Source organism: Microbulbifer mixtoriginis (SeqCode) (assembly GCF_052466695.1).
This window is the reverse complement of the sequence record NZ_CP174285.1, coordinates 2,225,696-2,238,621: the sequence shown is the minus strand read 5'-3', so window position 1 is coordinate 2,238,621 and position 12,926 is coordinate 2,225,696. Positions and strand designations below refer to the sequence as shown.

At 45.5% G+C, this 12,926-nt stretch carries 12 protein-coding genes; 2 read left to right on the top strand and 10 right to left on the bottom strand.

What is annotated here, in order from left to right; all coding sequences use genetic code 11:
• Positions 1 to 6 precede the first annotated feature (6 nt).
• Positions 7 to 1,692 carry an ABC transporter permease gene (locus ACJJI0_RS09965; protein WP_444885752.1) on the top strand — a complete coding sequence of 562 codons (1,686 nt, stop codon included), beginning with the start codon at positions 7 to 9 and terminating at the stop codon, positions 1,690 to 1,692.
• A 6-nt stretch (positions 1,693 to 1,698) separates the two neighbouring features.
• Here ACJJI0_RS09965 and ACJJI0_RS09960 read toward each other — a convergent pair whose 3' ends face one another.
• The 3 genes from ACJJI0_RS09960 to ACJJI0_RS09950 form a co-directional block, all read right to left on the bottom strand.
• Entirely contained in the window at positions 1,699 to 2,805 is a 1,107-nt protein-coding gene (locus tag ACJJI0_RS09960) for an ABC transporter ATP-binding protein (RefSeq protein WP_444885751.1), read from the bottom strand.
• Positions 2,806 to 3,124: 319 nt separating this feature from the next.
• Positions 3,125 to 3,436, bottom strand: a complete 312-nt coding sequence (locus ACJJI0_RS09955; protein ID WP_444885750.1) for a hypothetical protein — start codon at positions 3,434 to 3,436, stop codon at positions 3,125 to 3,127.
• A gap of 189 nt (positions 3,437 to 3,625) precedes the next feature.
• On the bottom strand, positions 3,626 to 4,303 hold the full coding sequence (locus tag ACJJI0_RS09950) for a DUF6629 family protein (protein ID WP_444885749.1): 678 nt from the start codon (positions 4,301 to 4,303) through the stop codon (positions 3,626 to 3,628).
• A 511-nt stretch (positions 4,304 to 4,814) separates the two neighbouring features.
• Here ACJJI0_RS09950 and ACJJI0_RS09945 point away from each other — a divergent pair.
• A complete protein-coding gene (locus ACJJI0_RS09945) occupies positions 4,815 to 4,952 on the top strand; it encodes a hypothetical protein (protein WP_444885748.1) in 138 nt (45 codons plus the stop codon).
• Positions 4,953 to 5,174: 222 nt separating this feature from the next.
• Here the strand turns inward: ACJJI0_RS09945 and ACJJI0_RS09940 are convergent, their stop codons facing one another.
• The 7 genes from ACJJI0_RS09940 to ACJJI0_RS09910 form a co-directional block, all read right to left on the bottom strand.
• Positions 5,175 to 5,585 carry a putative signal transducing protein gene (locus ACJJI0_RS09940; protein WP_444885747.1) on the bottom strand — a complete coding sequence of 137 codons (411 nt, stop codon included), beginning with the start codon at positions 5,583 to 5,585 and terminating at the stop codon, positions 5,175 to 5,177.
• A gap of 135 nt (positions 5,586 to 5,720) precedes the next feature.
• Complete coding sequence (locus ACJJI0_RS09935; RefSeq protein ID WP_444885746.1) at positions 5,721 to 6,311, bottom strand: TrmH family RNA methyltransferase; 591 nt, start codon at positions 6,309 to 6,311, stop codon at positions 5,721 to 5,723.
• Between the two features lie 720 nt (positions 6,312 to 7,031).
• Positions 7,032 to 9,503 (bottom strand): ABC transporter permease, encoded by a 2,472-nt coding sequence (locus ACJJI0_RS09930; RefSeq protein ID WP_444885745.1) that lies wholly within the window; start codon positions 9,501 to 9,503, stop codon positions 7,032 to 7,034.
• Positions 9,497 to 10,192: an ABC transporter ATP-binding protein gene (locus ACJJI0_RS09925; RefSeq protein WP_444885744.1), complete on the bottom strand. Its 696-nt coding sequence runs from the start codon at positions 10,190 to 10,192 to the stop codon at positions 9,497 to 9,499. The genes ACJJI0_RS09930 and ACJJI0_RS09925 overlap by 7 nt, the downstream gene beginning before the upstream one ends.
• 204 nt (positions 10,193 to 10,396) lie before the next feature.
• The gene (locus ACJJI0_RS09920; protein ID WP_444885743.1) at positions 10,397 to 10,867 is read right to left on the bottom strand and encodes a hypothetical protein; all 471 of its coding nucleotides are present in this window, start codon (positions 10,865 to 10,867) and stop codon (positions 10,397 to 10,399) included.
• Between the two features lie 88 nt (positions 10,868 to 10,955).
• On the bottom strand, positions 10,956 to 11,339 hold the full coding sequence (locus ACJJI0_RS09915; protein WP_444885742.1) for a hypothetical protein: 384 nt from the start codon (positions 11,337 to 11,339) through the stop codon (positions 10,956 to 10,958).
• Between the two features lie 948 nt (positions 11,340 to 12,287).
• Positions 12,288 to 12,701 (bottom strand): zinc-ribbon domain containing protein, encoded by a 414-nt coding sequence (locus ACJJI0_RS09910; protein ID WP_444885741.1) that lies wholly within the window; start codon positions 12,699 to 12,701, stop codon positions 12,288 to 12,290.
• Positions 12,702 to 12,926: the final 225 nt, after the last annotated feature.

The window sequence follows — 12,926 nt, the reverse complement described above, 5'->3', positions numbered from 1 at the left end:
TAATTCATGCTAAACCGAGCGAATTTATCAGCGTCCCGCTGGCTGCTACTGGTAGCTACTATTTCCCTACTGGTAGCCCTGCCAGTGCTATCTATCTTTTGGTTGGCATTTTTCCCTGAAGAAAATATCTGGCCGCACCTGTTAGACACGGTGCTGTTTCACTATGTGTCCTCCACATTGATTCTGGCTGGTGGTGTCGGTTTAGTAACGTTGATAGCAGGCGTGGGCAGCGCTTGGCTGGTGAGTATGTGCCAGTTCCCCGGACGCCGGTTGTTCGAGTGGGCGTTGCTACTGCCGTTTGCAGTTCCCGCCTATGTGATTGCCTACGTCTATACAGATTTGCTGGAGTACGCGGGCCCAGTGCAAAAGTCTTTGCGGGCTTGGTTTGGTTGGCAGACGGCCAGGGATTACTGGTTCCCTGAGATCCGCAGTATGGGTGGGGCGATTGCCATGCTGTCACTGGTGCTCTTCCCCTATGTGTATATGCTCGCGCGCGCGGCCTTTATCGAACAGTGCGGCAGTATACGGGCCGCGAGCCGGTCATTGGGCTGCACGCCCTGGCAAAGCTTCTTGCGCGTATCCCTGCCAATGGCTCGCCCGGCAATTGCGGTGGGCTTGTCACTGGTGCTGATGGAAACCCTGAATGACTTCGGCACTGTCGACTTCTTTGCGGTGCGCACCTTGAGTGTTGGGATTTACGATACCTGGCTGAGCCGCGGTAATTTAGGGGGGGCGGCACAAATTGCCTGTAGCACCCTGATTTTTGTTGTTCTGTTAATTACGTTGGAGCGAATGGGGCGGGCGAGACAGAAGCACTTTGTACAGTCACCAAATTCCCAGCGTGAACGTTATGTACTGTGCGGTTGGCGGGCTGGTGTAGCTCTGTTGTTCTGTGGGTTACTGTTGGTGGCCGGTTTTATTATTCCCCTGCTGGTTCTGGGTGGATACGCACTTAGTAACTTTTCTAGCTATTGGAGCGAAGATTTTATACAGATCGCCAGCAATAGCTTATTACTGTCTATTGCAGCAGCACTGGTCTCCGTACTGCTGGGCTTGCTGTTGGCTTACGGTAAGCGGCTGCAACCCAAAAGGTCCGTACGACTCTTGGTCGGCTTTTCCAAGCTGGGTTATGCAATGCCCGGGGCGGTATTGGCGATTGGAGTCCTGATTCCACTGGCCGCATTTGATAATGCCGTCGACGCTTTTTTACGTGAGCACTTCGATATCTCCATAGGGCTACTGTTAAGCGGCAGTATTTTTGCCATTATTTTTGCCTACACGGTGCGCTTCCTGGCGGTATCTACGGGGGCCATAGAATCCAGCCTGGAGAAGGTAACCCCATCAATGGATAGGGCTGCCCGCTCTCTGGGGCGCAATAGCTGGCAAACCCTGTGGGCCGTGCACCTCCCCTTGGTGCGTACAGGGCTGCTAACGGGTGGTTTGGTGGTCTTTGTGGATTGTATGAAAGAACTGCCGGCGACTTTGCTTCTGCGCCCCTTCGGCTTTGACACCCTGGCGACTTATGTTTACCAGTTTGCTTCTGATGAGATGCTGGAACGCTCAGCCCTGGGGGCTTTATTGATTGTCCTGGTGGGATTAATCCCGGTGATTTTGCTGAGTCGTTCCATTGGGTGGCGCAGAGGTGAGGAGCGCACAGCCCTGGCGAACTCTGAAGCGCCCGCCCTGTCTTGATAGCTGCTATCGGGCCTGGTCAAACACCAGCGCAGAGGAGAGACGTAGGGGAAGTTTATCACCGGGAACGGCTTGAACATTTGCATTCAAAGCGGCCTCGACAGTTTCCCCTTCGGCTAACTGGAAGCGATAGCTCACCTGATTGCCGAGAAAATTCTTTTCCACAACCTGGGCCATAACCGCACCGGGATGTTCGCCTGCGGCAATATCCTCACTGCGCACAAACAGTTCGAGCCTATCTCCATTTTCGTATGCAGCTGTCGGCATATTTACTTCCCCTAATGGGGTGCTGATCAGGTCATTGCCCAGGACAGTGCCGGAGATAATGTTCCCTTCACTAACGATTCTCGCAACCGCCAAATTCTTTGGCTTCTGATAAGTATCCTGTGGGCTGTCCCACTGCTGTAATTGACCTTGGCTGAGTACTCCCAGCTTGTCTCCAGCAATAAAGGCCTCGTGGCGGTCGTGGGTAACAATAATCGCAGGGATCTTCTCTTCGCGCAGTATATGGCGGACTTCGGCGGCGAGACTGCGGCGCAGCTCGGTATCCAGATTAGAGAAGGGTTCATCCAGCAGCAACAACTTGGGGCGCGGTGCCAGTGCTCGAGCCAGAGCGACACGCTGCTGCTGACCGCCGGATAGTTGGTGCGGATACTGTTGCCCGAAGCCTTCCAGCCGCACTAGCTGTAGTAACGCCTGGGTGCGAGATTGCCGTTGGCCTTTCGGCATTGACTGGATACCGAAGGCAATATTTTGCTTAACGGTGAGGTGTGGGAAGAGGGCATAATCCTGAAATACCACCCCAATTTTCCGCTGTTCCACAGGAACTTTAACCTTGGGAGAAGAGATTACTTCTCCAGACAGTTGAATATTCCCTGCAACGACTGGCTGAAATCCAGCGATGGCGTGCAGCAGGGTTGTTTTGCCGCAGCCGCTGGGGCCCAACAAGCAGGCAATCTCCCCGGCCTGTAAAGCAAAGGAAACTGATTCGATAACCACCTGCTCGCCGTAGCGGCACTGCAGGTTTTCTATGGAGAGTATGGGGTGCACGGGTTTTCCGGTAATTTGGCTTTTAAATACTTTGGGCAGCGTTCGGGTGTAGTTGCTGATCATAGTTATCACTAAGCTAACCGGCAACTAGTCCCGTGTGAAGCATACTATTAGTAGCAGCCCTGTGAAGGCTTCTTTTTAGTTGGAGCAAAGCTGGGTGTTTTTTAAGCAGTAAATACTCACTCTAAACCTCATAGGCTAATGTATTCTTTCTCATAGATAATAAGATCTCGTCTATCTCAGAATCACAGTGACCAGCTAAATAGAATCGATATCTAACTGTAAAATAAGCCGACCCAAATCAGATGATACCATCAGCCTCGGTATAGAGATCTTGAGCCGCCTAATGCTTGTTGGTAAAGGTTTACTTTAGTGCTTTGCTTTACTGCCAACCATGTTGATCGTTTTTAGAGCTTCCTCCGAGCAATCGCTTAAAAAGTTCGGAAAAAATACCTGCAACGATATCCTCTTTGTTGATAGAGTCTTTTTCTCGTAGCTTCTCTGCCTTTCTGTCCAGCTGTTTGGCCATGGAATAATTATTGTTTACTCTGGCGTCTTCAGCCTGTGCTTCTAGTTCATTAGCTTTGGCGTTTCTCTCATATATGTTAGCGGTAGAAACACATCCGGAAATAAATATAACTGACAGAGTGAAAAACAATCTTCTCATACTCGGCGAAACAAATTTGAGATTCATAATATTTTAATGGCCGGTGTTGGCTGGTATAGTGTTGTCAGCACTATACCATAGTCTGATGCAGTAACGCGTTATGTGATGTTGAAAGCAGGCATCAGGTCAAAAGCATAGCATCCTTAGATCCTTAAAAAACTCCTTGCAGGTCTTTCCCTTTACGCCGTGGCCAAATTAGCTTTGCCTCTACAATTATCATGCCTGTTTTTTAATCTTTGCTTTATAATCATTCATTAATAGAAAATAAATCCATAAGGTAGATAATGCAGCAAAGAAACACCAGGTTGATACCCACGTTTCACGCTGTGTAAAGTAGATGATAACGCCGAACAGCATGACAAGTGCCCAAAATTTCCTAAAAACTTGGTTGCTTGATAATAAAAATAAAAAACCTAGTGAAGAATAAATAATGTGTCCTGCCGTAATGGAAAACAAGCTGCCATCGGACAGTATGTAACATAAGCTATGCCCACATACGCTGGTTTTTACCAAATGTCTTGGTCCTGTTTCCAATAGGACGGGTGTCCAAAGATATAAGCCAAAAACAAAACCTATGATGATTAATGTGATAAAAAAAATCCTTTTCCACTTTTTTGTTTCAAGGCTAAAGGCTACGGTTGGTATCCAGGCAAGCCAAAAAAGCAGAGCAAAAAACAAATAGAAAATGGAGGCTGCGGTTGTCAGTGATGTTAAATTTCCGTTGTATCCAATCCATACCACACCTTCACTCGCTTGTTGTAACGCGAAAAGGATAGGGGTAATCGCTAGTAATAAATAGGTTTTATCGTTTTTTATAGCGTGTCTTGTACACAAAGCACCACCAACAAGAAGAACAGCTGCTGATCCGAATGATGCTGTGGCTGAAAAACACATAATGGTTTTCTCTGTATGTAAAATATTGTCATTTAAGCCAGAGTCTTAACACTTGATGAATTATATAACAATAGCCTTAACCTAAAAAAATAGGTTGAAGTCATCTACTTTGTACTATGCTTATTAATTTATCTGAAAGGGTGGGGCCAATCTCAACGACTTCATTTCACTCTGTAGATGAAATCTAAACACCATCAAGGGGGCATCGAGTTTATCTATGAAATTCTATGCTTGTGCAGGTAAAGTCGATGTCGACTGGGGGTAAGCCAGTTTGATGCCGCTAAGTCGGTTGCAGTGTTTTATTCCGTTATTAACGTTGGCCACCGTTCTGACCCTTGCGTCGGGAGTTGCCTTTTACACATTAAAGTAATAATGCTCCCACAAACATTGATTGTATTAGGAGTATTTTTCTTATCGGCACTCTCTGGTCATTCACTTTGCGCGCATTAATTGGGGATCACCAATAATCTTGTGACAACGAAGTTATTGAGTATGACTAAGGTGGTTGGCGATGGCTCAGTCAACTGCACCTTGCCCAAGCAGACAGGAAAATCCGCTGAAAGGTGGTTGCTGTGAACTATTTTCCCCTATTAACGGCACCATGGGTTTAGGCGTGGATGTCACGGTTAAGCCCATCTGCGGTAAATAAGAACTGGCGGTCAAATGTTATTACCCTCATAAACTTGGACGTCCTTATCACACTGATATAATCGCGAATTTTAGACTCATTTCGGATGTTGAGGTCACGGTGAACACTTACAACTATTTGAGTCACTGTTTGTCCGGATTATTGACCATACTCGAACGACCAGAGGGTAAAGAATACCCTCACTTAGATAGCCAGACGGAGGCTCGAAGGGCAGATGCCTTATTACTTGTGATTATTAAGTTTTTGGAAATGGCCACAATCCTTGCACTTAATACCATGTTGGTAGAAAAATAGAGGCATACCCAAGAGTAAGAAGACCAAAAATGCGGGCTTTTTTCCCTTGGTAAATGGCTCAACATTTCGTGAAGAGCAGGACTCACATTTCCTTTCCCCTTCACACCCTAATTCTTGGTCTACAAGATTGGAGCGGTCTTGCTTAAGGATTTCATGGGCTTTATCAAGGTCGCTTTCCGACACTTGAAGCCTTACTCCACCCATAGCATTAGAATATAGCCACTGCATATTGACTGTGTGCTCATCTGCAATGAAAGCGCTTATTCCTTCAGACTCAAGTCTTGCTTTTGCAATCTGGGCTTCATATGGAAATGAGAATCTAGCAACGGTTACTAGCAAGTGATCACCTTAGCGCTTAACGAGGGTATAGAAAAAATCTAAATTTTTGTATGATTATTTTACGAAAAAATAGTCTACTTTCCAGTGAAAACTAAATCAGAATGCACAAAGCAAGATGTCAGCTGAATTGCTCTGTCAGGTGCGGCGGTTGGCTCGCTTATACTTTTCCTGGTACTCGCGGCGCTGCTTAGTAATTTCATACAATACAATCCCAGAAGTTGTTCCAAGGTTTAAGCTTTCTATCATTCCAAACATTGGAATAGATACGCAGAAATCGCTATTTTTGACTGCAAGATCACTGATACCTCTAGATTCGTTACCAAACCATACTGCTAATCTTGGCTGAGTGTAATCGGCCTCATGCAATATAAAGTTGTCTTTTCCTTTTACATGAGGAGAGGTAACAATCGAGGTAAATCTGTTGTTCGCCAAATGATCCAGGCATTCTTCGGTACTATCAAATCGCTTTACAAAGCTCCATTTGATTGCTGAGACAGACGGTTTTGAGAGTGATTTCCTTTCTCTCATTTCCTTCCATTCATCAGGCAGTGAGTTGCGTGGATCAATAATATAGGTTTTTTCGACGCCTAAAGCATTGACGTTTCGAATGACTGTCCCTATGTTCTTCATATCCATCGGGTATTCAAGAACACATATTAGATTTTTACAGCGATAAGGCTTAATTTGATTGGCTCTTTTCCGAACGTCGCTTTTATCAACTTCCATCTTCTTGAAGATCTCAGATAATTTATTCAGACCTAACGTTGCCAGCACAGGTAGCCGAAGTGGGGCGTGGTTTGTAGCATAATAGGGGTGCAGGTCCTTGCACAAGAAGGTGCATAGCTTTGGGCGTTGAATGGACCCCCTTGTTAAGGTTATTCACAAATTACGGTCCCGGCATTGTATGGAGTAAAGCTGAAAGTACATTTATCTGATATGCACTGCTCAATGAGATATGAGCCCCAGCCACAACCATTTCCTATATGGCTCACATAACAATGGCACTCATTGGTCACTGTGCCGTCAGATTTGCTAACTTCAATACTTTCACCATCATAGTTATACCGTGACACATAGGAGAGATATTGCAATGCAATAGTTCTTGTAACTGAATACTCCACTCCCGAAGATTCAATTTGAACCTGAAACTTTGGCTCCGGCTTTCTCTGCTCTTTGGTACTTGTACAGCCTGAAAGCAACAATACAATTGTTACCAATATCGTTATACATGGCCGTCTTATCGTCAGCAGAGGCCAGAAGGGCTGGAACAAACTGCCTGTGTTTGTATAGTTGTTTTTGTCCGATTCTGATGTTGAAAATCCTTTTCGCTAACGGGTATATTGAGACCTACTTACGTCATCCACCGACAGCCCTTTGGACTCAAAATATTCGATGACGTTATTGCCAAATCCTGCTGATCTTCCACCAACAAAATTGAACTTGTATTCAGCCTCCGTTCCTTAACAGGGCCCCAACGGAAAACTTTAAACTTCTGCGATTGGCTATCATGCCAGCGCTGCACACTACCAATGCACTGACAAATAAAGTAGCCATGATCCATAACCAATCTGGCTTGTAATTAATGCCAAATTGAGACTGATAGATCAATTGAGCTGTAAGGTTGGTACCTAAAATGGCCCCCACGCTAGCAATTAAAGAAGTCAGCAACCACTCGAACAGGCTTAGTTTACAGCACGCAAGACGTGATTGGCCAAAGCTGATCAGTAAAGCGTTCTTTTTACGCTCATCAGCTTCATAGCCTTTGACCGACGCACTGATCACCAGCAGTGCCAGTAAAATAATCATCAAACTAAATCCAGATACCAGCTTAATCACCATCGACAAAGTATCATCAAAGCGTTGCGTCAATTCGCGCACCGAGATTAACCGCAATGATGGGTGACGCTGCCAAAGCTCTGCCAGCTGACCCCAAGCAGTGTCCGCAAGCTCAAGGCTACCCATATAAAGTGGTGGTGTTTGAAGCTGGTTCATGGTGCTTTGTGGCACATTAAACCAAAAGGTGATGGAACCTTTGCCAGGCACGTATTTATGACTGGCTTTGATTTCAAAGTTCAAAGATTGCCCCGCAACTTCAAACTGTAATTGGTCGCCGAGTTTCAACCCCATATCAGTCATGACTTCTTGCTCTACCGATACTTGTTGCCAGTCGGCATCTCGATCTTGCCAGCGTTGGCCTGTCACTGTTTGGTTGTTGGTTGCTTGCTGAATACTGAAATGCAAGCGGACTGGCTTTTGTAAGCTAGCCAAACTTTCGCTGGGGCTGGTGGCAAATTCCGCCAACGTCTGGCCATTGACATGGCTTAGCTTCCCGTACCAAAACGGCTTTAATTGGCGAATGTCACTGCCAGTTTGTGCACTCCACTGGCGAATGTCTTGCACCTGTTGTTCATTGGCCTGGGTGATGATCAGATTACCATCGTGCTCGCGGGTATAGCCTTCCATGGTTTGGCCAATGTCTTTCATCAAACTCAAGGTGAACAGCAACAAGGTGGCACACATTCCAACGCCTAAAATTTGAATGGATTTGCTGAGTAAGCGCTGTTTCATCATATAAAAACCAAAAGCTATCATACCCATTGCACGGCTCGCCACCGTATGGCCCAAACTCAGCACCAACCAAGTCAATACCATCATCAGCATCAAGGTGGCTGCCATAGCGGATAGCGTCATGGCCGTGAGCAGACCGTTGTCGGAGTAAACAAAAGCCACCGTAGCTACACTAATTAATGCAAATCCATAGCGAGGCAATAAGTGATTCGGACTCGACATTTGGCGAATCAACTGTGCCGGGGTTACTTTGGCCATCACTAACCAATTGGGAATTTGGAAAATTGCCAATAGAGCCAACAATAGCGCGTAACTGCTGAGTAAATCTGTCCATACCCAGGTGGTGGTTAGGTCAGCAAACTGTGTCTGCATTTGCTGCAAAATTAGGTATTCGGCCCCGCATGCCAAGGCGGTTGCCGGAATTAGCCCTGCAATGACTGTTAATAGCCATTGACCAAATGATAAAGCAAACACTCGGGGTTTATTGCTGCCCATGGCCAAACACACTGCCGCAAAACGCTGCTGGGATAACAACTGACGTCGACCGGCTTGGTCGATGGCAATGGCCGCCATCAAAAACAACAGTACCGATGCTAAGCCCACAAAATTCTCAACCCGTTGCCAAAACATTGCCAACGGATGGCCGCTGTGTTTGTCATAAAGCTTTGCAGTTACTAGCTCAGTGGTGGCCCATTGTTTTAGGGTGTTCAATTCGCTTTTATCCCCCACAAGTAAATAGCGAAAGAGGGCATTGTCGGCTTGTATCAGTGGAAGGTCATCTAGATGCACCAATGCTCGCATCGCCACCGAATGGCCTTCGAGCAGACGGTCGGGTTCATGTTGTACCAAACCTGTGAGCTTTAATTGCCCATGCCCCATATCTAAGGATTGGCCAAGGGTAAGCTGCAGCGAAGCAAACAATCGGTTATCGACCCAGATTTCACCGGATTTAGGCCCATGGCTCAGGGATTGCCCTTGTCCATCCGTCTCAAACGCCACTTGCACGGTGCCTTGCACTGGATAATGATCATCCACTGCTTTTAACTGCACCGCTTGCCAATGGTGATCATGGGTCAAGGTTACGTTCACCAGCTGGCTCACGCTCAACTGCTGTGCATGCTGGTGCAACTTGTTTAGTTGCACATCGGTTAGGGCTTGATGCTGAGAAATTACCAAATCGCTGCCAAGCATTTGTTGCAAATTATTGGCCAAATAAGCCTGAATGGAACTGCTGGTCAAACTGAGCGTTAAAATGAAGAACATCAAACTTGCTTGGGTCCAGCGAATTAAGCGCGCATCCCCTTGATGGTATTGCTGGCGGAATAATTGCCACACTAATAAAATCAGCATAATGCGCCCACCCTAGACGCAGCTTGGTTGCGCGCCATGACCGTTAATTTGCCTTGACCCAATTGCAGCAAAGTATCGGCCTGCTGCGCTAATTCCATCGAGTGAGTGACGAGTACCAGCCCCGCGCCGCTTTGCTGACAGCAATCAAACATCAATTGCGCAATATGTTGCGCGGTTTTCTCATCTAGGTTACCCGTAGGTTCATCGGCAAAAATAAATTGCGGCTGTATGGCAAAAGCACGGGCAATGGCCACCCGTTGTTGCTCACCACCGCTGAGCTGCTGTGGTTTATGATACATTCGCTCAGCTAGCCCCACTTTGTCGAGCCATAATTCGGCTGTGGTTAATGCACGTTTATCGCCTTTTAGTTTTAAAGGCAGCGCGACGTTGTTTAAGGCGTTGAGTTCGGGTAACAAATGAAACTGCTGAAAAATAAAACCTGAGATTTGACGTAGGCTCTTTAATAGCTGCGGCTTACCATTTTTCTGGAATTGCACTTCGCCAGAAACGGGAGGTTCAAGACCCGCCATTAACAGTAATAAGCTTGATTTACCTACTCCAGAGGGCCCCACAATGGCGTAAGACTGACCACTGTGCAGTTCAATATTTAAATCCTCAAACAGGCTGACCTGTTGTTTGGCCAAGGTAAAATGATGGTCAACTTGCTTTAAGTGAATGCTGCTCGACATGGTTAGCTCCTTTAAAGAACTGGTTGAGCAGCACTTTAAAGAAGCAGAGGTGAAATGAAGGTGAAATCAGTAGAAACAAGTTGCTAAGTTGTCAGAATACAGGTTGTGAGACTTTATGTTGTTTGATAACGCCTAGCTTATTAGTGAGGGTAACGAGTCTAATAGAGGCTGCTGATCGGAACGTAGTGCATCTGCTTGTTAAATTCATTGCTTGGAACTGCCTTTGACAGTGAATTTTTTTATTAGCTTACGATCGGTGAGTAAATTTAGGTTTTCAGCGTAGTAATTTTGATCAATAGATAACACCCAGATGGTACCAGAAAGATTAATGGTAGCTTTAAGAGGAAATGTCACCGAGAACCTCGTTAAGATTGCTTTAGCTTCAACTCCATCTTGTGGTAACGCACCAGTCAGCAGTTCTGGTTCACCAGTGCATTCAAGCTTTAAAAGTTGAGAACCTGGTTGCTGATTATAAAGCTCTGTTTCTACATCCTTTACTACGAAGCTACGATAATCCGTTCCCAGTCCTAGCCACTCAATCATATGAGTGCTTTTATCTGCACAGTCAAAACCCGAGATTTCAATGTGCTTACCTTTGTTAATGGACTCAATAGACTCTGCCAGTACCGACATACTCAATAGTGTAAATGTTATAAATTTCAGAATCTTTAGCACGATATCCCCGTGAATTTAATGCCCGTCGCAAAGGCGAGCAATTTGTTGTGAGTCCAGCGCAAGAAGTGCGTGCATGTGCCGGCTTTCGTTAGAGAAGTAGCGCACTACCGGCACTGATATGAAACGGTTCTCCAACAACCTCAACTATTTCTGGGATAGGAAAGTTGTTACCACTACAGTCTATTTCTATGTATTCAACCATTCCTGATTTTCCAGAGAATATTAGGATCTCTAACGTTTTACCTGCTTCTGCAAGATTAAAGTTTGCTTCAAAAATTACACCATATTTACCTGGAACTGCAATGGCCTTGGTGAAATCCGGGACCAGAACTTTGAAGCTATTACATCCGCACTGACAGAACTCAGAAAACACGGCTTTGTCGAGATGATTCTTTAGCGCTTGTGTATCAGGGAACTGACATCTCTCTAAAATGAAGTTAATCCAATCCCTTGCTCTGTATTCGTTATTCATAGTTTCTCTAACATTGACTGCATTGTGTATCGTTAAGGTTTGTAACCTGAAAGCTCCACAATTTTTTCTACACGAGCCTGCTCCACTGGAATATCAAAACGCTCTAGCCAGCTATACGAAAACGGCAAAATCAATTCACAAAAATCAACCGTACTATTTTTAATTGAAAAAATGTATTTCTCGCCAATTGGAAGTTGTAAAGAATCACGGCTCTATATATTTAAGTTTCTTCCCAAATTTCCTTTAAGCCAATGCTTGACCGAAAGTTGGTATTCATACTCATCTTTTGCTTTCAGATCGTACTTTCCTGAAACCACTTGGGCAACAATAACTCTGGGGCGCTGATTCTAGAATTCCTCTATGCAAACTGGCGGATCACGCTCGGCACATTCCCAGCTGTAGCAGGTGCTGGAACAAAGAAACAAAAATATTGGTAGTAGTTTCATAGTGCCTTAACGTCCGCGGAGGCCTGCTGGGCCGTAGCATCCTGCTTGCGTTTGTTAGATTTAGTCGAAGCAAATAGCATGGTTTACCATACCTAGCTCGACATTTGCCCAGCAACCACAAGGATTATTGGAGGTAGAGCACTGACCCATGGCAAAAACGTTGCCAGCCTTACTCTTCGAAACCCTACATTCACCTTGGCATTGTGAGCTACTTAGACAGGATTTTCCGGCATCTGAATAGTTAATGATGCACATTCTAGTACCGGACATACATACAGGACGAAGCTCCCCACCAACCGCGAGGCACTGTTCTGCTGTTTCAATTGCATTGAGTCTGGCAAGTTTTTCTTGCTTATCTTTAGAAAGCATCCACTGCTTCATAGCAAGCAATATCAAGATTACTAAAACAACGGTTGATAATGACTTGACCATGGCAATCTAACGTCTGCAAGAAACGTGAGCGTTGTGAGTCGAGGCCGATAGGCCGGTTTGTTTGCGTTTGTTAGCCAATTCTATCCACTTTAGTTTGATCTTTGATATATCCCAACTGAAATAGCTCTAAGGCAATTCTTTTAAGCTCAGATATCTCTTTTGCATTACGATCTTTTTTCACACTAAGGATCTGGTATCTCTTTTGCATCAGCTTGATGTTCTGATCATTTTGTCTGCAGTCGACGCATTTGGTACAATCGGCATCAACATAAAACCCCAGCCCTTCAAACCAGTGCTTCTGCTCGTTAGCAAAAAAAATAAACCATCGCCTGCATTGAATACAACAGCGTTCTATATCTACGTAAAACTTACGCGGAAATATTGAATAGTTCTGCCTATCAATATTTGCCGGGATAGCCGTTTCGGGGAAAACACTATCTTTATCAAGGCTCCAATGAGCAGACGCAGCCATTTCAGTCGTCATCTTGCTTCCGGAGTATATTGGCTTGGAACCATATCGTGGATGATCTACGTACTCTCTGTATCTCATTTTACGCTTCTTTGACATTAGTTTTTGGTTAACGCCCGGTTAAACGGCTCGCGCTTGTGCGAGTCCGGCGATCAAAGGGAACGTCTGCTGCGGTTTGTTAATTACTTTGTATAAGAGCATAAGGAATTAGGACTGTTGCAGCCAAGGCTCCCAGTAAGA